We start from the raw sequence: 20,628 nt of genomic DNA, 5'->3' as shown, positions 1-20,628 counted from the left end.
GGAGCAGCGAGGGATACATCTGGTGAAGCAAGGCATCGAGCTGGACGCAATCACGCGCGTGGTCGGCGGAGAGACCCACCTCGCGGACATTCACTTGACGCTCGAACCCGGCTCCTTCCACGTGCTGCTGGGCCGCACGCGCGCGGGGAAGACGTCACTCTTGCGGCTGCTCGCGGGACTCGACAAGCCCACCCGGGGCACGCTGCGCGTGAACGGCACGGACGTCACCGGCGTGGACGTGCGCGAGCGTGACGTGGCCATGGTGTACCAGCAGTTCGTCAACTACCCCTCCCTCACCGTCTACGAGAACATCGCCTCGCCGCTGCGGCTGGCGGGCAAGCTGGACGCGAAGGCGCTGGACCGGCGCGTGCGCGACACCGCCGCGGCGCTGCGCCTGGACCCCTTCCTGCAGCGGTTGCCCGCGGAGCTGAGCGGAGGCCAGCAACAGCGCACCGCCATGGCGCGCGCGCTCGCCAAGGACGCCTCGCTGCTCTTGCTGGACGAGCCCCTGGCCAACCTGGACTACAAGCTGCGCGAGGAGCTGCGCACGGAGATCCGCCAGCTCTTCCAGGACCGGCCCTCCGTCGTGGTGTACGCCACCACCGAGCCCACCGAGGCGCTGCTGCTCGGCGGCCAGACGGTGGTGCTGCACGAGGGGCGCGTGCTGCAGACGGGCCCCACGCTGGAGGTGTACCAGGCCCCCGTCACCGAGCACGTGGGCCAGGTGTTCAGCGATCCCCAGATGAACCTGTGGGACGCGGAGGTGACCCAGGACGCACGCCTGCGCCTGTCCCCCGAGGTGCACTTCCCCCTGTCCGGCCACCTCCAGGGGCTCGCGCCGGGGCGCTACCGCCTGGGCCTGCGCGCCCACCACCTGCGACTGGCCCCCTCCTCCCCCACCGACGTGCGCATCCCCGCGCACGTGGAGCTGGAGGAGGTGAGCGGCTCGGAGACGCTGCTGCACGCGGCGCACGCCGGACTCGCGCTCGCCGCCCAGGTGGACGGGGTGCACCGCCATCCCTTCGGCGCGCCCGTGGAGCTGTTCGCTCCGCCCTCGCGCCTGTTCGTCTTCGCCCCCGGAGGCCGGCTCGTGGCCGCGCCGCCCCTCGCCCGCCAGGAGGCCGCGCATGGCCAGGATTGAGCTTCGCGGCGTCGCCCACGCCTACCGCCCCTCGCCCACCACCGACGCGGACTACGCGCTGCGTCCCCTCGAGCTCGTCTGGGAGGACGGGGGCGCCTATGCGCTGCTCGGCCCCTCGGGGTGCGGGAAGACGACGCTGCTCAACATCATCTCCGGGCTCTTGAGGCCCTCGCGCGGCCAGGTGCTCTTCGATGGCGTGGACGTCACCGTCGCCCCGCCCCAGCAGCGCAACATCGCCCAGGTGTTCCAGTTCCCGGTCATCTACGACACGATGAGCGTGCACGAGAACCTGGCCTTCCCGCTGCGCAACCGGGGCATGAGCCCGGGCGAGGCGCGCGCGCGGGTGGAGGAAGTCGCGGAGCTGCTGGAGCTCACGGGAGACCTGCCCCGGCGCGCGAGCGGCCTGTCCGCGGACATGAAGCAGCGCGTGTCGCTCGGCCGGGGGCTCGTGCGCCGGGACGTGGCGGCCATCCTCCTGGACGAGCCGCTGACGGTCATCGATCCGCACGTGAAGTGGCTCTTGCGCCGCAAGCTCAAGCAGGTGCACGAGCAGTTGAAGATGACGCTCGTGTACGTGACGCACGACCAGGTGGAGGCGCTGACGCTGGCGGACCGGGTGGTGGTGATGAACCAGGGCCGGGTGGTGCAGGTGGGCACGCCGCGCGAGCTGTTCGAGCGTCCGCTGGACACCTTCGTCGGCTACTTCATCGGCAGCCCGGGCATGAACCTGCTGCCGTGCGCGGTGGAGGACGGCGCGGTGGTGGTGGAAGGACAACGGCTCGCGCTGGACGCGGGCGTGTGCGCGCGGGCGCGGACGGCCGGGGGCGAGTTGCAGCTCGGCATCCGGCCCGAGTTCCTCCGGCGTGTCCCCGAGGGCACCCCCTCCTCGGTGCGCGTCGAGGTGACGCAGGTCGAGGACCTGGGACGGCACAAGCTGGCCACCGCGCGGCTGGGCACGCGCACGCTCAAGGTGCGGCTGCCCGAGGACGAGCGGCTCGCTCCCGGAGAGACGTGCTGGCTGCAGCTACCGCCTCCCTGGACGACGCTGTACGCCGCGGGCCGAGCCGTCTCCTGAAACCCCGAACGAGAACCCCCTTCTTCAGGATCCCCCTTCATGGAAAAACCCACCCGACAGAGCGCCTGGCTCCTGGTCGCCCCCGTGCTGGTGGCCGTGGCCTTCAGCGCCGTCATTCCCCTCATGACGGTGGTGAACTACTCGGTGCAGGACATCCTCGGCCCCGACCAGCGCGTCTTCGTGGGCACGGAATGGTTCCGCAAGGTGCTGAGAGATCCCGAGCTGCATGGCGCGCTGCGCCGGCAACTGGGCTTCTCGCTGGCGGTGCTGGCGCTGGAGATTCCCCTCGGCGTGGCGCTCGCGCTCGTGCTGCCCAAGGCGGGACGGGCCGCGTCCGCGAGCCTCGTGCTGGTGGGCCTGCCGCTGCTCATCCCCTTCAACGTGGTGGGCACCATCTGGCAGATCTTCGCCCGGGGTGACATCGGCCTGTTCGGCGTGGCCATCAACGCGCTGGGCATCTCCTACAACTACACGGCGAGCGCCCTGGACGCCTGGCTCACGGTGCTGCTCATGGATGTCTGGCATTGGACACCCCTGGTGGCGCTCCTGTGCTACGCGGGCCTGCAAGCCATTCCCGAGGCCTACTATCAGGCGGCGCGCATCGACGGCGCCACGGTGTGGGCCACGTTCCGCTACATCCAACTGCCACGGCTCAAGGGCGTGCTGACCATCGCGGTGCTGCTGCGCTTCATGGACAGCTTCATGATCTACACCGAGCCCTTCGTGCTCACCGGCGGTGGGCCCGGCAACGCCACCACGTTCCTGAGCCAGTACCTCACGCGGCTCGCGGTGGGCCAGTTCGACCTGGGCCCGGCGGCGGCCTTCTCGCTCGTCTACTTCCTCATCGTGCTGCTCTTCAGCTACGTCTTCTACACCGCCATGACCCACCAGAAGGAGGCGCGATGAGACGCCTCGCCGTCCCCCTCTATCTGGCGCTGAGCTTCGTGCCCATCTACTGGCTGGTGTGCATGTCGCTCAAGACGAACGAGGAGATATTGGGCGACTTCTCCGCCTGGCCGCGCTCGCCCACGCTCGACAACTACACCACCATCTTCACGGACCCCTCGTGGAGCATGAGCTACGTGCACTCGCTCACCTACGTGAGCATCAACACGGTGCTCTCGGTGCTGCTCGCGCTGCCCGCGGCCTATGCCTTCTCGCGCTACCGCTTCCTCGGCGACACGCACCTGTTCTTCTGGCTGTTGAGCAACCGCATGTCGCCCCCGGCGGTGTTCCTCCTGCCCTTCTTCCAGCTCTACTCGAGCATCGGCCTGTTCGACACGCCCTGGGCCGTGGCCTTCGCGCACATGCTCTTCACCGTGCCCTTGTCCGTGTGGATCCTCGAGGGCTTCATGTCCGGCGTGCCCCGGGAGATCGACGAGACGGCGTACATCGACGGCTACAGCTTCCCGCGCTTCTTCCTGCGCATCTTCTTCCCGCTCATCCGCTCGGGCGTGGGCGCGACGGCGTTCTTCTGCTTCATGTTCAGCTGGGTGGAGCTCTTGCTCGCGCGCACGCTCACGTCCGTGGAGGCCAAGCCCATCGTCGCCGCCATGACGCGCACGGTGAGCGCGGCGGGCATGGACTGGGGCGTGCTGGCCGCGGCGGGCGTGCTGACGCTCGTGCCGGGCGCGGTGGTCATCTACTTCGTGCGCAACTACATCGCCAAGGGCTTCGCCCTGGGAAGGGTGTGAGCCCCATGGACATGGAATGGATGGCGTGGACGCCGCCCACGGCCGGCTTCTTCGGCTTCATCGCGCTCGTGCTCGCGGCCTATACCGTCTGGGGAATCCGCTCCCCGTCCCTGCCTCGCAAGGGCCTGCTGCCCATGAGCACCACCCGGGGAGACCGCCTCTTCGTCGGGCTGCTGGGCAGCGCCTTCCTGCACCTCGCCTGGGTGGGCCTGACGGATGCGTCCGTCTGGGTGGCCACCTCTCTGTCGTTGATGTTCCTCGTCTTCGTTTCTCGCTGGGGGTAGACCGTTGAAGAAGACCTTGTGGACGTTGGCCTTGGCACTGGCCGTTCCGGTGGCGGGCTGCAAGAAGGAGTCGAAGCCGGCGGAGGGAGACAAGCCCGCCGCCACCGCGCAGCCGCAGCAGGTGGACCTGGCCGCCCTGGAGAAGGCCGCCGAGAAGTGGGTGGACGAGGAGTTCCAGCCGAGCACCCTCACCCGTGAGCAGCAGCTCGCGGAGATGAAGTGGTTCCGCGAGGCCGCCGCGCCCTTCCGCGGGCAGACGATCAACGTGGTGTCCGAGAGCATCGACACCCACGTGTACGAGTCCAAGACGCTCGCCAAGGCGTTCTCGGAAATTACTGGCATCAATCTCAAGCATGACATCATCCAGGAAGGCGATGTCATCGAGAAGCTGCAGACGCAGATGCAGTCGGGCCGCAACATCTATGACATGTATGTCAATGACAGCGACCTGATTGGCACGCACGTGCGCTACGGGCACGTGGTGCCGCTCACGGACTTCATGCTGGGCGAGGGCAAGGACGTGACGCTGCCCACGCTCGACATCGACGACTTCATGGGCAAGAGCTTCGTCACCGGCCCGGACGGGAAGATGTACCAGTTGCCGGACCAGCAGTTCGCCAACCTGTACTGGTTCCGCCACGACTGGTTCAGCCGGCCGGACCTGCGCGAGCGCTTCAAGAAGAAGTACGGCTACGAGCTGGGCGTGCCGGTGAACTGGTCGGCGTACGAGGACATCGCGGACTTCTTCACCAACGACGTGAAGGAGATCGACGGCGTCAAGGTGTACGGCCACATGGACTACGGCAAGAAGGATCCGTCCCTGGGCTGGCGCTTCACGGATGCGTGGCTGTCCATGGCGGGCGCGGGCGACAAGGGCCTGCCCAATGGCAAGCCGGTGGACGAGTGGGGCATCCGCGTGGAGGGCTGCAACCCGGCGGGCGCCTCGGTGGCGCGCGGCGGAGACACCAACGGCCCCGCGTCGGTGTACGCGCTCACCAAGTACATCGAGTGGCTGAAGAAGTACGCGCCGCCCCAGGCGGCCGGCATGACGTTCTCCGAGGCGGGCCCGGTGCCGGGCCAGGGCAACATCGCCCAGCAGATCTTCTGGTACACGGGCTTCACCGCGCCGCTGATGAAGCCGGGCCTGTCCGTGGTGGACGAGAAGGGCCTGCCCAAGTGGCGCATGGCGCCCTCGCCTCACGGCCCGTACTGGGAGGAGGGCATGAAGCTCGGCTACCAGGACACGGGCTCGTGGACGATGCTCAAGAGCACGCCCCTGGAGCGCCGCAAGGCCGCGTGGCTGTACGCGCAGTTCGTGGTGGCCAAGACCACGTCGCTCAAGAAGTTCATGGTGGGGCTCACGCCCATCCGCGACTCGGACATCCGCTCCGAGCACGTGACGAAGGTGGCGGAGAAGCTCGGCGGCCTGGTGGAGTTCTACCGCAGCCCCGCGCGCGTCTCGTGGACGCCCACGGGCACCAACGTGCCGGACTACCCGAAGCTCGCGCAGCTGTGGTGGCAGAACATCAGCCTCGCCGTCGAGGGCGAGAAGACGCCCCAGGAGGCCATGGACACGCTGGCCACGCAGATGGACGACGTGCTCGGCCGCCTGGAGCGCGCGGGCATGAAGAACTGCCCGCCCAAGCTCAACGAGGTGAAGGACGCGAAGTTCTGGTTCGACGCGCCGGGCGCGCCCAAGCCGAAGCTCGCCAACGAGAAGCCCAAGGGCGAGACCGTGCCCTATGAGCAGCTGCTCCAGGCGTGGAAGGAAGGCCGCGAGAAGTAGCCGTCACCCGAGGAGGAGGCTCCGCGACATGGGGCCTCCTCTTCGAGGCGGACGTGGAGCGCAGCAGCGGTGGGTACCGGGGGCAGAGGAAAAGGAGCGAGGATGAGAGCCGCGTCGTGGATCCGAATGGGTATCCTGCTCGTGATGTTGGGAGGCTGCCGGGAACCCGCGCCCGCGCCCCCGCCCGCGCCCGGAACTCCCGAGAACCCGCTCCTCACCGTGGAGGGAACCACCCTGCGCTACAACGGGCAACTCCTGCCCTGGGAGGACACCGGAGCCTGGCGGCGAGTGCTCGGTCCGCCCAGCCGGGAGGAGGACGGCATCCTCACCTGGGACGAGCTGGGTCTTTTACTCTTCGATCGAGACCCCAAGGACCCCGGGCCTGAATCCTTCGAGGTCCTGCTGGGCCGCACGAGGCACTCCCCGCATACCGAGGGAGAGCCCGAGCACTGGCCACGCAAGACCTTCACGAGCCGACTCCTCGTGGATGGCGCCGCCGTCACCAGCCGGTCTAAAATCCATGAAATCAATCGGGACAAGAAAGGCTCTGATTTCGCCCGCGACTACATGGGCGGGATATTCAGCTACTACATGGGAGATTTTTATGTGCGGCTCGATTATGGCCATGACCGCTCTCTCACGGCCTTCAGCATCTCGAAGTGATCGTTAGCGGTCGCACTGCTGGTCCCAACAACGCTTGTGCGAACCGATCAGTCGTAGGCCCTTGTTCCCCCTCTTCCACCTTGCCACAGTAGCGGCGCAACCGATGCGCGCAGGTGAGCACGCAAGGGGGGGACATCCATGGCGGGCAATCCACGAAACCACACTTTCATTCCAAAGCCCTCGCATAACGCGTCCCCTCCATCATCCCCACTGGGACTCACGCCTCGAACGCATCGGGTTCGCTCAGGGGACACCCTCTCCCTGCTGGCACAGGACTACCAAGTCTCGCTGGAGTCGCTCGTCGCCGCCAACCGCATCCAGGACGCCCGTCTGCTCTGGGTAGGGCAGGTGCTGAGCATTCCGCGGGCAGACCCTTCCGTCCCCCCCCTCTCCCCACCCCTTGAGTCTCCTTCCACGGACTCGCTCTCTCGTCACAACACGCTGGTGCCTCGGCCTCGCACCAAACCCTTCGGGAACTCCTCGGTCACGCCTACATGGGTCACCGTGGAGGGCGAAGCGCTCCAGAGCACCTTGGCCCTCGAGGAACTGCACTCGCTCATCACGTCGATGACGCCGGAGGAGTTGCTGTCGTGGTTCCAGCTCACCTTCGGCGAGGACATCCCTCCAACCGCCATCCAGCGCCTGCGCTCCGCCGTGCTCAATAGCTCCCTGCCTACACCCAGGATTGTCATCGTCCGCGATGAACTCGATGGACATCTGGCTGCCTACCACGGTCCAAGCCGCTCCATCCTCATCTCCCGTGGGCTCGTGCTCCAGGCGCGGAGCGACAACATCGAGGCATGGAAGCTGCTCGTGTGTCTCATCGAGGAGTTTGGCCATCATCTGGATCGGCTGCTGCGCACGCACTACTCCTCCGTCGGAGGAGATGCACTCCTCGATGAGGGGGCCCGCGTGGCCTATGCCCTCATCGACTTCGGATACAGTCGAGGGCAGCAGCACCGCGAGTTCGCCCGCTACACCACCGCCAGGAGCTCGGTGGCCTTGGATGTGAAGTTCGCGGAGATGACGACAGCCGTCCAACGCTTCCTGAACGATTCAGCGCAGAGGGAGGATGCCCGTTCGGGAGACCTGGAGTACTTCGGCGCGGGACGTGGCTCCGGACGCGAGGGCTCCTTCGGACATGAGTCCATTGAGGATGCTCTAGAAGACGCCAAATTCAACCTCGATGACCTCAAAGCCATCTATTTTGGCAACTGGCTGCGCGACCATTCGCAGCTCGTCGACCCCAAGCTGGTCCGCAAGAAGGGTACCCGGGTCACCGCGAAATTGTCCCGAGAATCCATCACGCGCATCGTGGATGTCATGGCACGAGAGAAGTTCGGGAACGAGCCCAAGTTCCGGGTGGATGCCCAACGTCTGGGCGTCTACCGCAACGAAGAGCACATCGACAATCCAAACGGCATCACGGACGCCCGTGCCATCGATCCCGCCTTCCGGGGCGCCTGCCGCGCCGAGGAACTGGCCATCAACTCCCTACGGATGAAGAACTTCATTCGCACCGGGGGCTTGTCCGGAGGCCGGCCGCCGCGTACTCACCGCGTGAAGGACGGGGAAACGCTGGACAGCATCGCCCGCGCGAATGGGCTCACCTGGCAGGCATTGGCACGTCATAACTTCGGTACCGACGTCAAGGACGAGGTCTCCCGGCAGCTCTACACCCAGGTGGGTTGCCGAAAGAGGACTGGCGATGGCCGCAGCTACATCTTCACGAGCCAGGATTCGCCCGGCCTCATCCAGATTCCTGGCGCTACGGGGGACCTCGTCTCGGAGGCGTCCTACAGCGCCTTCCACTACATGAGCACCCAATTGCGCACGGCCGTGAAGCTGGGGCGCACGGATGACGGCTTACGGCACTTCGGCCATGCGCTGCACACCCTGGAGGACTTCTTCAGTCACACGAACTTCGTGGAACTGATGCTCATCCAACTCGGCGCCTGGGTGGAACCCTGGGTGCCCTCCAAGGGTGCAAAGGCGGGTGATGCCTCCGCCCTGGTCCTGACCAGTGGTCAGTTCGGCGGACTGGACACCATGGCGAGCCTTACCCTGGGCATCGCCGAATCGATGCAGAAGGAGCACGCGTGCATCCCGGGCGAGACGAGTTCGGCAACGAAGATCGCCCTGATCATCCTGGAGGATCAGGGATACATGGAGACCCGCGACACGTTGGGCGGCCTGTCCAAATGGTGGAATGGTTTGGAGAAGGCTCACCCCACCCTCGCCACCTTGAGCTGCGAGACGGTGGGCATGGTGATGAGCTCCCTCCAGGCCAGTCTGGGAGGTAACATCCAATCCGCGGCCAACCTCCTCGACGATGCGCAGACCGTCTTCCTGAGCGATCCCTCGAGCACCAATCCGACACACACGCAGTTGGCCAAGGACCATGATGACCACCCACTGCACGCCCTCGCGGCCGCCCTGGCGGCGGGCGCCGTGCTGGACGTGGGCAAAGTCATCCAACGCGCGTGGAGCGGCAAGGCCACCGCGGACAACGTGGTGCTCACCGCTTCCCACTACTTCCTGCACCCCGCCCGGATTGACCCCCAGGGCAACGCCGGATGGATGAGGAACCACGTCCAGGCCTGGCTCCCTGGCCATCGGGCGGCCATCACGCGCATGGGCTCGAAGGGCTGGGCAGTGGAGTGGACGAAGCAGGCCGCTCGGCACGTACAGGAGTTGAAGGAACGTGCCACCAGGCTCATGAAGGGGAGCAGATGAGGGCATTGTCGTGGATCCAGATGGGCGTCCTGCTCCTGCTGCTGGGGGGCTGCCGGGAGCTCGCGTCCGCGCCCCCACCTGCACCGGGCCCCCCCCGACAACCCCCTCCTCTTGGGCTCCGAGGGACTGGCGAGCCCCTGCGGGCAGGCGCCCCACCCGGAGAAGCGGCCCGGCCCAGTCGGGAGCGAGCGGAAGGGCCGCCGTGCTGTCTGGCACGAAGAGAACCGGGAACAGTGAGCACGCCCGACATTGTCAAGCAGCGCTTACCTGTCCATTCACAATCTATAACTCAATCGTGCGGGGAGGGCTGTCGTAGATTCTCTTCATCGTGACGGGGCCGCGGTGCCGAGCTCGCGCCCGCGGCAGCTGTCACTACAAGAGGAGAAGATCATGAGGACTGACAAGACAGCCGCGCAGGTTGCCGGCTCTTCCAGTTGCCCGGCGAGCGGCCCCGTCGGCGTGGGGGAGCTACATCGTGAGTGGATTCTCGTCGGCTGGGAGAAGCAGGTCGGCGACGGGCCGTTCATCTTCCGTGAGAAGCTCGGAAAGTATTATGACTTCTCGGCCCATGACGTCGTTCTCTACGACGACTTCGACCCTCAGAAGCGCGTGGCGCACAGCGCTGAAGAGTATGGAACGTTCTGGGAGCCGAGCTTCTCCGCGCTGCGCAGCGTGCGCCATCACGTCGTCAACGGCCCGGAAGTAGCGTCCGGCTCCGGCGACCTGACTGCCTCCACACTCGAGTTCGAGGCGCTCATCGAGGCCGCCGACGGCAAGGTCACCCGCATCCGTACCCGGTCGTCCCTTGTGTGGCGTTGTAGCGGTGCCGGTTGGAAGATCATCCGAGAGCATAACTCGTCAGTCGTCATCCCCTCCGTGCTGCCGCGTCCCAGCGCGGAACTGATCTAGAAGGTGGGCCGGGCCTCGCAGCGCTGGCGGTAGGCCTCGAGCTCCGGGCGGGCAGCGACCAGGTGAAGGCCCACCTCCTCAAGTGCCCATCGCACCCAGGCATCCCTCACGAGCCTCTGTGCGAAGGGCGGCACCCAGCGAAACGCGGTCAGAGCATAGGAAGGATTGAAGGCCTGTGGAGAGTTTGCCGGGAAGTATCCCGGGAGACAAGTCGCGCCGGGTCAACCCACGGTGCGACGGCGGGGCGTGGCGGGTGGGCTAGAAGTCAGGAGTGGGGACAAGGCGCCGTCCGGGGTCCCACCAGTCGCGCCACGCGCGGGAGACACGTCATGTCCAATCGGGAGCTCATCGTCCTCGGGACCGCCAGCCAGGTGCCGACGCGTCACCGCAACCACAACGCCTACTTCCTGCGCTGGGAGGACGAGGGAATCCTTTTCGACCCGGGAGAGGGCACGCAGCGGCAGATGCTGCACGCGGGGCTCTCGGCGAGCCAGGTGACGCGCATCTGCATCACCCACTTCCATGGAGACCATGCGCTCGGGCTGCCCGGCATCATCCAGCGCCTGTCATTGGACACGGTGCCCCACTGCGTCGAGGTCTACTACCCGGCCTCGGGGCAGGCCTATTTCGAGCGGCTGCGGCACGCGACCATCTTCGCGGACAAGGCGACCATCGCGCCCAGGCCCATCACGAAGGATGGTCCGCTCGTCGAGACGAAGGGCTTCACGCTCTCGGCGGCGCGGCTGGAGCACTCGGTGGACACCTTCGGCTTCCGGCTGGAGGAGCACGCGCGCGTGCAGCTCATCGCGAGCCGGCTCCAGGAGCACGGGCTGTCGGGGCCCATCGTCGGGGAGCTCCAGCGCAAGGGCGTGGTGGAGGTGGGAGGCCGCACCGTGCGTCTGGAGGACGTGGGTGAGAAGCGCGAGGGACAGGCGTTCGCGTTCATCATGGACACGCGCCCGTGCGCGAACGCGGCGCGGCTGGCCGAGGGCGTGGACCTGCTGGTCTGCGAGTCGACGTACCTCGAGAGCGAGCACCAGGAAGCGCACGACCACTTCCACATGACGGCGAAGCAGGCGGCGGAGCTGGCGCGGGACGCGAAGGTGCGGCGGCTCGCGCTCGCGCACTTCTCGCAGCGCTACGAGGACACGCACGCGTTCGTGCGGGAGGCGCGGACGGTGGTGGAGGACGTGGTGGCGGTACGGGACCTGGACCACGTCGAGGTGCCGAAGCGCGTCCGGGTGTCCTGAGCCACTGCCCGGGCCCTCCGCCCATGCTTTCCGCCTTTCTCCTTCCCACCGCGGGTTGTGCCGGATCGCGTCGCTCGAGTTCTTTTACCCTCTCGGGCCCCGGAGGACGAAGCGGGCCGTGTGGCTGCCCGCCGCGAGACGGCTGCGCTAGAATAACGGCATGGCACTGACCCCGGCGGAGCTCACGATCCTCGGCCGCCTGCTCGAGAAGCCGAGTCATGGCCATGAACTGGAACAGGTGATCGATCGAGCGGAGACTCGCTGCCATCGAGGAGCGGATTGCCACCGTCACGGAGACGTGCTCGGCCCAGCGCCCGCTTCCGGGCAACGCGGAAGCCGTCTTCTCCTACTCCCTGACCCTCCTTGAATCAGAAAGGATGTGGCTCGCAACGCGGAGCCGCGAAATCAGCGACATGTCCGAGCAGAAGATCGATTTCAAGAAGACGCTCGATTCCTATCAGGCGAAGCGAGGTGTCTACCGGATCATCGACGTTCCACCGACGCAGTACCTCATGGTGGACGGTCACGGAGACCCGAACACCGCACAGGAGTACACCGACGCGATCTCCGCGCTATACCCGGTCGCGTACAAACTCAAATTCGCGAGCAAGCAGCAGCTCGGGCGCGACTACGTTGTGATGCCGCTCGAAGCGCTGTGGTGGTCAGACAACATGGCGTCGTTCACATCCTCGCGCGACAAGTCCAAGTGGGACTGGACCGCGATGATCATGGTGCCAGACTGGATCACGCCCGAGATGTTCGACGCCGCTGTCGCCAAGGTCGCCGCCGGAGACCGGCCGACGAGTCTCGACAAGGTGCGTCTCGAGATACTCGACGAGGGGCGATGCGTACAGACGTTGCACGTCGGCTCGTTCGACGATGAGGCGCCGGTGCTCGAGAAGATGCATCACGAGTTCATCCCGGGTGAGGGGCTCACGATGACCGGCAAGCACCACGAGATCTACCTCAGCGACTTCCGCAAGGTCGAGCCGGCGAAGCTGCGCACGATCCTGAGGCAGCCGGTCGCGTAGGGGTCGGCGGCATCCGCCCGTCAGCAACACCCCCAAGCGCAATCAGCGTCGCGAGCATCAGGATGCGCGCCCACCAGGCGATCCGCGACCGGTAAGACAACACTGGCCTTGTTCACGGCCTTTGCCTTCAATGCCAATGCGGTTCCCTTCGTTGACACCTTCGACCAGTTCAACTCGTCGATCTGGAGCTGCGAGTACTCCTGCCCGACTGTCTCCGGCGGCACCGCGAAGTTCCATGTGAAGAAGGGGATCGCAGAGCATAGGAAGGATGGAAGGCCTGTGGAGAGGTGGTGGGCTGGAGCGGAGGAGTCGAGCAGGGCCGCTGTCGGGGGCCGCCCGAGCCGTGCGCCAGGCGGTGGAGAAGCCGCGTAGCTGGTAGGGAGCTCCGGCGCTGGCGTGCTCAACCGTCAAGGCCACCTGATGGGCATCCACACCGACGGCGATTGCGACGAAAAAGGCCACGGAGCCAACAGGGGCTGGACCGTGGACGCGATTGTCGGAGCGTCCCCGTACCCGCGGAGCGCCGACATCGCCGAACGCTGAGGACGGTGAGGAGTCCCCCCGCGAGAAGGGTGTCAGACTCGCAACGAGTCCTTTGACACCTTCTCTGCCTTCCTGTGCTCGAAGGCTGGGTGTACGCTCCAATCGCCGAGATGGACTTCCCCCCTCCCCTTCTCGGGTTGCCTGATGCACGACGGAGATGCCCTCAGCGAGGTCTGCCGTAGGCTTGGACCGGCCATCTACCGCCGTTGTCTGAAGATCCTGCGCAATCCGGACGAGGCGTCGGACGCCTGTCAGAAGGTCTTCATGCAGCTGGTCCGTCACCGCTCCCGGCTGCCCCCGGAGCCCGAACAGCTTCGCTGGGTCTACGTGGTCGCAACGCGGGTGTGCTTCGCCCAGCTGCGAGACGATGCCTGGGAGACGGCGAGTGGGACGGAGCTGAACCACGACGCGCCGGCGCCCACGGACAGCTTCGCGGAGGTGGCCGACCGGCAGATGGCCCTCAAGGCGCTCTCCTGCGCCACGGAGCACGAGCGCATGGTCGCGTGGCTCGTGCTCGTCGACGGCCACTCCCAGCAGGAAGCCGCCGAGCTTCTTCGCCTCTCGCGCAAGACGATCGGCAAGCGCATCCAGCTCTTCTTGGCGAATGCACGTCGGGAGCTCTTCGAATGAACGCACCACGTACGGCGCAGTGCCCGAGCGACCTCGCGCTCGAGGAGCATCTGCTCACCGCGAACCCCGCGACCGCCAGGCACATCGCCGGGTGCGCCCACTGCCAGACGTGGGAGCGGTCCGCCGCCAAGGCCGCACGCGCGTTTGCTCGCGAAAGCCCTCGCTTGATGGCGAAGACCCGGGCAAGGACCTCGTCGGTGAGGCGATGGGCGCCACTGCTGCCGCTAGCGGCCCTCGCCGGAGCAGCCCTGCTCTTCCTCCGCCCGACGCCGCCGGATGCCCCACTCTATGCGACCAAGGGCGAGGTGCTCACCGTCTACATCGGAGGACAGGGCGAGGCGCGAGCAGCGACGCAGGGGGAACGGGTACGCCCAGGAGATGAACTGCGCTTCCACGTGGCTCCCGGCCCAGGGGCGTTCGTCTGGATTGCCTCCGTCGACTCGACGGGCACCGTCTCGCGCCTCGCGCCCGCGGAAGGGACGACGCCGCTCGCGGTTGAGGGTGCGCAGCTGCTTCCAGGCGGCGCGGTGCTCGATGCGACCGAAGGACCCGAGCGAATCTGGGCGGTGATCTCGAAGGAGCCCCTGAGCTGGGCCGTCGTGGAACAGGCACTCCAGGGGAGCCCGGTGCGTGACCCCGCGGCGATTCACATTCCCGGCGCTCGAACCGCCACGGTGCTGCTCGAGCGAGGCGTTCCATGAGCCGGCTCGCGCTGCTCGCCGCGGTCTTCTGCGCTGCTTCCGCGATGGCCCAGATGCCCGAGCGGCGCTTTGCCCTCGCGGTCGGCAGCAACGTGGGCGCGCCGAGTCATTCGCGCCTCCGCTTCGCCGAGGCGGATGCCTCGCGCTTCGCGGACGCGCTGCGGGAGATCGGGGGCTTTCGCGGAGAGGACGTCCGCGTGCTTCATCACCCCACCCGCGCGCAGCTTCTCGCCGAGATGCGCGCGCTCGAGCAGCGCATCACCGGGGCGGCCCGTGACTCCTCGCGGCGAACGCTGTTGCTCTTCTACTGGTCCGGACATGCCACGGAGCAAGGCCTGGAGCTCGGGGGAGAGAGTCTCGCCTTCGCGGAGCTCCGGAAGCTGCTCGGGGCCTCGCGCGCGCACGTGCGGCTTGCAATCGTGGATGCGTGCAGGTCCGGAGGGCTCGTCACCACGAAGGGGGCCAAGGCCCTGCCCAGCGGGTTCGAGCTCAACGTCACGAGCGACGACTCACCCGATGGAACCGCGATCGTCGCGTCCTCCGGCCCGGGGGAGAACGCGCTCGAAAGCGCGGAGCTTCGCGGAAGCTTCTTCACGCACCACCTGACGGCCGGGCTTCGCGGTGCGGCGGATGCCGATGGAGATGGTCGCATCACGCTTCAGGAGGCCTATCGCTACGCCTATGCGAAGACCGTCTCGCAGACGGCCGAGATCTCGGGAGTCGCCCAGCGGCCGACGTACGCCATGGACTTGAAGGGCAAGGGCGACCTCGTGCTCGCCGACCTGCGCCGTGCGGATGCGCGTCTCGTCTTCGCCCCCGGGACAGAGCCCGACAAGCGCTGGCTCGTCGTGCGCGACGAGGGGCTCGGCGAGGTGCTGGAGATCCGCGAGGACCCGGTGAAACCACGGCGTCTCGCACTGCGTGCCGGACGCTACCGCCTGATTCGCACGACGGCGGACGACGTGCGGACCGCAGCCTTCGTGCTCACGCACGGGGAGGAGCTGACAGCCACGACGATCACGATGACACAGCGTCCTTTCGCCGAGCGCGGGGAGAAAGGCGACGAGGTCCCGGGAAATGGCTTCGGCCGGGAGCTGGAGCTCCTCGCCGCGGTCGGCCTCAACACGCCTCCACTTCGGGGCATGGGGCTCGCGCCCGCGCTGCTGCTGGGAGGCGACCTCGCGGTGGGCGCATCCCAGACGCTGCGGATCCGCGCGAGATACCAGGACGGCCGGGGCCTGGATGACGGGCTGCCCTATGGGCTCCGGAGCCTCGGAGGTGACGTCGCGTGGTTCTGGCGCCTTCCCATCCGGGGGCTCGAGGTCGGCGGCCGTCTGGGCGCGGATGCGGTCAGGCAGTCGGTGGCGAGCACGTCGGCGGGGACGGCGTTCCGCGGGCGCGCCGGTGCGGTGCTCTCTTATGCGCTTCCCCTCGCGGGCCGGGTCTCCTGGTTCACGGAGGCCGAGGCGCAGGCCGCCTCGTTCAAACTGAATGGCCAGGCTGTTCTGCGGCCTGGGTTCGAAGCCATCACCGGGTTAGGCTTCCGGCTCTGATGCGTGCTCCCCTCCTCGTCGCGGCGCTCGCCTTGCTCGCGGGTGCGTGCGGCGAGGGTCTATTCGATGCACGTGGGCGGCCCGACGTTCGCGTCATCGGGAGCGAAGGGGGCACCGTCACCTCCCGCGATGGCCGCGTCCGGGTGACCCTTCCGCCGGGTGCGCTCGAAAGAGAGGAGACGGTCTCGATCCGGGAACTCGGCGTGCAGGGCTGGTCGGTCGGAATGACCTATGCACTGGAGCCATCGGCACGGACGCTCGCCCTCCCCGCCCAGGCCGAGATGCGCGCCGAATCGGCACCGGGCCACCGTGGCCCCGCTTCACTCGTTCGTGTGACCCGAGACGGCCTTCCAGCCCCGATGGCCGGCTCCTGGAGCGAAGGGACGCGGAGCTTCGGCCACCTCTCCGTGCTCGAGAATCTCGGGCTCGCGCAGCCCGTGTGCACCGAGCCCATCGAATGTGCGGATGGCTTCCGGTGCGAGGACGGCGCGTGCAAGGCATGTCCGGCCAACGTCTCCTGCCGGGCCAACCCGGCCCTCCCCGGTCCGCGGAACACCGGAGTTCCCGCGGGCTCGTCCCTGGTCCGGCACGAGGGGGACGTCGTGCTGGACACACCGGGCACCGTGTTCGAGGACCGGGACATTCGCGGTCGGCTGATCATCCGCGCGAACGACGTCACCGTTCGCCGATGCGTGGTCCACGCGCCGGTGCCACGCGAGATTGACGGCATCATCAGCGTGGCGGGGGCGACGGGCGTCTTGCTGGAAGACATCGAGGTCTTCGCCGAGGAGTCCTCGACGCTCCAGTGGGGGGTGATGGGCGGAGGTTTCACCGCGCGCCGGCTCGACGTGCACGGGGTGGTGGTCGGGATGAACCTGAAGTCCGGCGCGCGGGTGGAGAGCTCGTGGATTCACGCGCTCGACCCGGTGGGCGCCCAGTACGGCATCAGCGTCTTCGAGGGGCGCGACATCGGCATCTACGACAGCAATGTGCACGGTCCGGGTGAAGAAGCCGGCGCGGCGGTCTTCGTGAACCAGCAGGACGGACCGACGCGCGACGTGAGAATCGAGCGCAACCGTCTCGACCGCGGCAGTTGCATCGTGAACCTCGGACATTCGGGCGGAGCGAGCCTTCCAGGCATGGTGGTGCGCAACAACGTCTTCGGCGCCCAGACGGTCTTCGACTGTGCCGTGCTCGTGAGCACGCGGACGCAGCTGTCCGCCGCGGGAAACGTCTGGGAGGCCACGGGCGTGGAGGTCCCGATCGAGCGGCACGATTGAGACCTCCGGGATGCCTGGGGCCCTCGCTAGTTCGAGGGGAGAAGGACCGTTCCGTCCTCCCAGGTGTTGTTGGACCAGACGTTCCCCGGCTCCGAGGTGTCGAAGCTGGTGATGGCCCCGTAATATCCACAGCGTCCGCTCGAACCGCGACCGAAAACGTTGCCGATGAAGCGGATGTTGTTCGTCGAGTCCGAGTACGGCTTGCCCCGGGATGACCCGCCATAGGCGCAGAAGCCTCCCGTCGTGCCCGGGAAGTAGTTGTTCTCCACCAGGTTGTTCTCGACCGGGGCGAAGTCGCCGTAGCCGGTGAGCGCCGCCGAGCAGCCCGCGTCGGGCGGCACGTCCGGTGCATCGCACGTGATGGTGTTGTGCCGGATGGTGGCGTTTCTTCCCATCCGGATGCCAGACTCATGCGCGGTTCCCGTTTCGTCCGTCATCTGGCCATGAACGTAGGAATCGCGAATCTCACAGTCTCTCCAGCAGTGAATGGAGCGATTGCCCCCCTCCACGTGCACACGGACGGCGGTGAAGTTCACGGCCCCCACCCCCGTGACGATGCGATCACCCGCGTCGACGTGAGAGTCGGTGAGCGTGAAGGAGTATCCGGTGGAGTTCTCTTCGGTCGAGACGGTACCGTTGATCTTCGAGTTGCGAATCGTGACGCCCGACGCGCGGATGACGAGATCGCAGTTCACGGTCTTGGAGTCGATGACCATATTGGCCGCGGTGACAGTGCACGGGCCGGTGTAGGGCGTGAGCTGCGTTCCCGTCGGCACGCCCGTATTGCTCGCGTTCGGAAAGCCGGACGGCGTCGAGGTGGACCCGGTCGTCGCCGTGACACCGTTCGAGGCTGCGCTGAGATTGCCGGCAGCATCCCGCGCCTTCACGAAGTAGCCGTAGCTCGTGTCCGCCGTGAGACCGGTGTCCGCGTAGGTGAGGCTCGCCGTGGAGGCGATCTTCACGCCATTGCGGAAGACATCGTAGGCCGCGATACCGACATTGTCCGTCGAGGCGTTCCAGCCCAGGTTGATGGTGGTCGAGGAGGCCGCGGACGCGACAAGCCCCGCGGGCGAACTGGGCGCCTGGGTGTCTTCTTCGGTGCCCTCCGGAAGGAAGACCACGTCCACTGCGTAGTCGGTGTTCTGGTAACCCTGCGTCGGAAATCCACCGCCGTAGCGGTAGACGCCGTTCACCCCGTCCGCGCCCGAAACGAGCCCGCGAATGGGTCCTCGCGACTTCTCCGAGTTGAATCCGCCCACCGTGGCTCCGTACCGTCCGGCCGGGGCATAGTACGACACGACATAGGTCGTCCCAGCGCTGACCTTGACGGGTGAAGCAAAACGCACCGTCTGCCACCCGGCCGTCGTCTCGTTCGTGGAGCTCGCCTCCGCGAGCTTCGAGCCCTCCCGGCTCCACAGACTCACGCGGTGCGGGCCGGCATTCTGGGCCCCGCCCTTGAAGAAGCGCACGCCGCGGATCGTACCCGGGACGGACAGGCGAAACTTCATCCCGAGTTCCACCGCGCCGGTATCGCTGTCCATGGGGATCGCGGGACGGGCCGAGTCCGGGAAGAGCGAGACTTCGCCCCCCTCGAGCGCCTGGTGCTCACCCGGGAACTCCTCCTGGCCCGCGAAATCGTCCACGGTTCCCGCGGCACATGCGGACAGGAAAAGGAAAAGGACAGCTCCGAGACTCCGAACATTCATGGGGACTCCCTCCGAAAGGATTTCTCTTCTGTCGGCTAATGCGCGAGCCGCGATTCATGGGAACCAAAAGGCGAAAAGGGTGTCCGACCTCGGTGTGCGACTCCGAGGCGCTCTCGGGCAGCACCCTCGTCAGGTCGGGCGGCCCCATCGCCCTCATCCAGTTACGATGGCGCCACGAACTGCGAAGACACCGGCACCGAGCAATTGAAGGCCTGTGGAGAGGTGGTGGACTGGAGCGGAGGGGCCGAGCAGGGCCGCTGACGGGGCCGCCCGAGCCGTGCGCCAGGCGGTGGAGAAGCCGCGCAGCCCCTTGGGGTACACGTCGGCCCTGGCCGCGCTCCCAGCGCTGTAGGAGCCACCAGTCTACGCGCCCCATTCCATGAGGAGCTGGCGGGGCCCGCGGTGGAGGAGACTGGGCAGGTAGGTGACGGGCGCGCCGGGAGACAGGCGCAGGTCCGGAAGACGCTCGAGCATGAGCTCGAGGGTGATGTGAGCCCCGAGCCGCGCGAGCGGTGCGCCGATGCAGTAGTGGATGCCGTGGCCGAGGCCGAGGTGGCGCGCGGCGTTGGGGCGATGGATGTCGAAGCGCTCACCCTGCTCGAAGAGCTGCTCGTCGCGGTTGGCGGAGGCGAAGAGGGGGAACACCCGGCTCCCCCTGGGCAGCGACGTGCCCGCGATTTCCACGGGCTCCGTCGTCGTGCGCATCATGCCCACGATGGGGGGATCGAAGCGCAGCGTCTCCTCGATGGCGTTGCGGATGAGGGAGGTGTCCTCGCGCAGCTCCCGCCAGAGGCCGGGGTGGCGCAGCAGGTGGTGGAGCGCGTTGGTGAGCAGGTTGGTGGACGTCTCGTGGCCGGCGAACAAGAGCACGGAGATCAGGGCCACGAGCTCCTCGGTGGTGAGGGGGCGCTCCCCCTCGGTTCTCGCCTCGAGCATCGAGGAGATGAGGTCATCGCGTGGTGACTCGCGGCGATCCTCGACGAGGTCGCGCAGGTAGAGGCGGAAGTTGGCCACGCCCCGTGCGGTGTGCAGGTGTTGCTCGAGGGGCAGGGGGGTGAAGCAGAGCTTTTCGTCCTCGCACCACTGCTTGATGCGTGCGTGGTCCGCCTCGGGGATGCCGAGCAACTCCGTCGTGACATACATGGACACGGGGGTGGCGAGCCGGGCGACGATGTCGGCGTTGCGCTCTCCGCTCGTCAGCGTGTCGAGGCAGGTGGTGGTGACGCGCCGGATTCGCGGCTCCAGGGATTGGATGCGAGCGAGGGTGAAGGCCTTGCCCAGGAGGGTGCGCAGGCGCGTGTGGGCGGGCGGGTCATCACCCAGGAGGGGGTAGTCCGGCGTGTAGCCCGCGGACTCGAGGATGGCCCACACCTCGGGGGGAGGCTCGACGGGGGGACGGAGCGTGTCTCGTGAGCTGAAGCGCCTGGCATCCTTCAGGACCGCCATCACGTCCTGGTATCGGCTGACGAGCCAGAGCTGGAAGGCGGGGACGAAGGTGACAGGGGCCTCGCGGCGCAGCCGCGCGTAGAACGGGAACGGATCTTCCTGGAAGAGGGGCTCGAGCGGGGTGTACTCGAGTCCGAGGGAGGACGTGGTGGGCATGGCCCCATTGTGTCTCAGTCGTGCCGGGTCGCGCCGCTCGAGTT

Annotated in this window: 18 protein-coding genes; 16 read left to right on the top strand and 2 right to left on the bottom strand. The window is 67.2% G+C overall.

Annotation, left to right across the window (positions count from 1 at the left end; translation table 11 throughout):
• Nucleotides 1-22: 22 nt before the first annotated feature.
• The 16 genes from D187_RS23275 to D187_RS23205 all read left to right on the top strand — a co-directional run bounded on the left by D187_RS23275 (nucleotide 23) and on the right by D187_RS23205 (nucleotide 17,276).
• On the top strand, nucleotides 23-1,141 hold the full coding sequence (locus D187_RS23275; protein ID WP_043431259.1) for an ABC transporter ATP-binding protein: 1,119 nt from the start codon (nucleotides 23-25) through the stop codon (nucleotides 1,139-1,141).
• Nucleotides 1,128-2,216 carry an ABC transporter ATP-binding protein gene (locus D187_RS23270; RefSeq protein ID WP_002628067.1) on the top strand — a complete coding sequence of 363 codons (1,089 nt, stop codon included), beginning with the start codon at nucleotides 1,128-1,130 and terminating at the stop codon, nucleotides 2,214-2,216. Before D187_RS23275 ends, D187_RS23270 begins: the two co-directional genes overlap by 14 nt.
• 39 nt (nucleotides 2,217-2,255) lie before the next feature.
• Nucleotides 2,256-3,122: a carbohydrate ABC transporter permease gene (locus tag D187_RS23265; RefSeq protein WP_002628065.1), complete on the top strand. Its 867-nt coding sequence runs from the start codon at nucleotides 2,256-2,258 to the stop codon at nucleotides 3,120-3,122.
• On the top strand, nucleotides 3,119-3,910 hold the full coding sequence (locus tag D187_RS23260; protein ID WP_002628062.1) for a carbohydrate ABC transporter permease: 792 nt from the start codon (nucleotides 3,119-3,121) through the stop codon (nucleotides 3,908-3,910). The genes D187_RS23265 and D187_RS23260 overlap by 4 nt, the downstream gene beginning before the upstream one ends.
• Before the next feature lie 5 nt (nucleotides 3,911-3,915).
• Nucleotides 3,916-4,194 carry a DUF2160 domain-containing protein gene (locus tag D187_RS23255; protein ID WP_002628061.1) on the top strand — a complete coding sequence of 93 codons (279 nt, stop codon included), beginning with the start codon at nucleotides 3,916-3,918 and terminating at the stop codon, nucleotides 4,192-4,194.
• A 4-nt stretch (nucleotides 4,195-4,198) separates the two neighbouring features.
• Entirely contained in the window at nucleotides 4,199-5,980 is a 1,782-nt protein-coding gene (locus D187_RS23250; RefSeq protein WP_002628060.1) for an ABC transporter substrate-binding protein, read from the top strand.
• Between the two features lie 126 nt (nucleotides 5,981-6,106).
• Nucleotides 6,107-6,643 (top strand): DUF7738 domain-containing protein, encoded by a 537-nt coding sequence (locus D187_RS23245; RefSeq protein WP_002628059.1) that lies wholly within the window; start codon nucleotides 6,107-6,109, stop codon nucleotides 6,641-6,643.
• 531 nt (nucleotides 6,644-7,174) lie between these two features.
• Complete coding sequence (locus D187_RS23240) at nucleotides 7,175-9,379, top strand: HET-C-related protein (protein ID WP_245591794.1); 2,205 nt, start codon at nucleotides 7,175-7,177, stop codon at nucleotides 9,377-9,379.
• 390 nt (nucleotides 9,380-9,769) lie between these two features.
• Nucleotides 9,770-10,288: a YybH family protein gene (locus D187_RS23235; protein WP_155893530.1), complete on the top strand. Its 519-nt coding sequence runs from the start codon at nucleotides 9,770-9,772 to the stop codon at nucleotides 10,286-10,288.
• Nucleotides 10,289-10,617: 329 nt separating this feature from the next.
• Complete coding sequence (locus tag D187_RS23230) at nucleotides 10,618-11,538, top strand: ribonuclease Z (RefSeq protein WP_002628055.1); 921 nt, start codon at nucleotides 10,618-10,620, stop codon at nucleotides 11,536-11,538.
• Nucleotides 11,539-11,951: 413 nt separating this feature from the next.
• Nucleotides 11,952-12,569 (top strand): GyrI-like domain-containing protein, encoded by a 618-nt coding sequence (locus tag D187_RS23225; protein WP_002628054.1) that lies wholly within the window; start codon nucleotides 11,952-11,954, stop codon nucleotides 12,567-12,569.
• A gap of 108 nt (nucleotides 12,570-12,677) precedes the next feature.
• Complete coding sequence (locus D187_RS55405) at nucleotides 12,678-12,941, top strand: hypothetical protein (RefSeq protein ID WP_155893529.1); 264 nt, start codon at nucleotides 12,678-12,680, stop codon at nucleotides 12,939-12,941.
• A 315-nt stretch (nucleotides 12,942-13,256) separates the two neighbouring features.
• Nucleotides 13,257-13,742, top strand: a complete 486-nt coding sequence (locus D187_RS23220; protein WP_002628053.1) for an RNA polymerase sigma factor — start codon at nucleotides 13,257-13,259, stop codon at nucleotides 13,740-13,742.
• Complete coding sequence (locus D187_RS23215) at nucleotides 13,739-14,443, top strand: hypothetical protein (protein ID WP_043431257.1); 705 nt, start codon at nucleotides 13,739-13,741, stop codon at nucleotides 14,441-14,443. The genes D187_RS23220 and D187_RS23215 overlap by 4 nt, the downstream gene beginning before the upstream one ends.
• On the top strand, nucleotides 14,440-15,996 hold the full coding sequence (locus tag D187_RS50255) for a caspase family protein (RefSeq protein ID WP_002628051.1): 1,557 nt from the start codon (nucleotides 14,440-14,442) through the stop codon (nucleotides 15,994-15,996). The genes D187_RS23215 and D187_RS50255 overlap by 4 nt, the downstream gene beginning before the upstream one ends.
• A complete protein-coding gene (locus D187_RS23205; RefSeq protein ID WP_002628050.1) occupies nucleotides 15,996-17,276 on the top strand; it encodes a right-handed parallel beta-helix repeat-containing protein in 1,281 nt (426 codons plus the stop codon). The genes D187_RS50255 and D187_RS23205 overlap by 1 nt, the downstream gene beginning before the upstream one ends.
• A gap of 26 nt (nucleotides 17,277-17,302) precedes the next feature.
• Here D187_RS23205 and D187_RS50250 read toward each other — a convergent pair whose 3' ends face one another.
• Together D187_RS50250 and D187_RS23190 are read right to left on the bottom strand one after the other, a co-directional pair.
• Nucleotides 17,303-18,919, bottom strand: a complete 1,617-nt coding sequence (locus D187_RS50250; RefSeq protein ID WP_051256485.1) for a DUF4082 domain-containing protein — start codon at nucleotides 18,917-18,919, stop codon at nucleotides 17,303-17,305.
• Nucleotides 18,920-19,345: 426 nt separating this feature from the next.
• Nucleotides 19,346-20,584 carry a cytochrome P450 gene (locus tag D187_RS23190; protein WP_002628048.1) on the bottom strand — a complete coding sequence of 413 codons (1,239 nt, stop codon included), beginning with the start codon at nucleotides 20,582-20,584 and terminating at the stop codon, nucleotides 19,346-19,348.
• Between the last annotated feature and the right edge of the window lie 44 nt (nucleotides 20,585-20,628).

This window comes from Cystobacter fuscus DSM 2262, from assembly GCF_000335475.2.
Taxonomy (GTDB): domain Bacteria; phylum Myxococcota; class Myxococcia; order Myxococcales; family Myxococcaceae; genus Cystobacter; species Cystobacter fuscus.
The sequence above is the reverse complement of the archived record's forward strand: the minus strand, read 5'-3'. Positions and strand labels throughout refer to the sequence as shown.

Excerpts from the sequence above, each read along its gene's own strand:
- D187_RS23270 (WP_002628067.1), top strand. The coding sequence starts at position 1,128 with ATGGCCAGGATTGAGCTTCGCGGCGTCGCCCACGCCTACCGCCCCTCG.
- D187_RS23265 (WP_002628065.1), top strand. The coding sequence starts at position 2,256 with ATGGAAAAACCCACCCGACAGAGCGCCTGGCTCCTGGTCGCCCCCGTG.
- D187_RS23260 (WP_002628062.1), top strand. The coding sequence starts at position 3,119 with ATGAGACGCCTCGCCGTCCCCCTCTATCTGGCGCTGAGCTTCGTGCCC.
- D187_RS23255 (WP_002628061.1), top strand. The coding sequence starts at position 3,916 with ATGGACATGGAATGGATGGCGTGGACGCCGCCCACGGCCGGCTTCTTC.
- D187_RS23245 (WP_002628059.1), top strand. The coding sequence starts at position 6,107 with ATGGGTATCCTGCTCGTGATGTTGGGAGGCTGCCGGGAACCCGCGCCC.
- D187_RS23235 (WP_155893530.1), top strand. The coding sequence starts at position 9,770 with ATGAGGACTGACAAGACAGCCGCGCAGGTTGCCGGCTCTTCCAGTTGC.
- D187_RS23230 (WP_002628055.1), top strand. The coding sequence starts at position 10,618 with ATGTCCAATCGGGAGCTCATCGTCCTCGGGACCGCCAGCCAGGTGCCG.
- D187_RS23225 (WP_002628054.1), top strand. The coding sequence starts at position 11,952 with ATGTCCGAGCAGAAGATCGATTTCAAGAAGACGCTCGATTCCTATCAG.
- D187_RS23220 (WP_002628053.1), top strand. The coding sequence starts at position 13,257 with ATGCACGACGGAGATGCCCTCAGCGAGGTCTGCCGTAGGCTTGGACCG.
- D187_RS23215 (WP_043431257.1), top strand. The coding sequence starts at position 13,739 with ATGAACGCACCACGTACGGCGCAGTGCCCGAGCGACCTCGCGCTCGAG.
- D187_RS50255 (WP_002628051.1), top strand. The coding sequence starts at position 14,440 with ATGAGCCGGCTCGCGCTGCTCGCCGCGGTCTTCTGCGCTGCTTCCGCG.
- D187_RS23205 (WP_002628050.1), top strand. The coding sequence starts at position 15,996 with ATGCGTGCTCCCCTCCTCGTCGCGGCGCTCGCCTTGCTCGCGGGTGCG.
- D187_RS23190 (WP_002628048.1), bottom strand. The coding sequence starts at position 20,584 with ATGCCCACCACGTCCTCCCTCGGACTCGAGTACACCCCGCTCGAGCCC.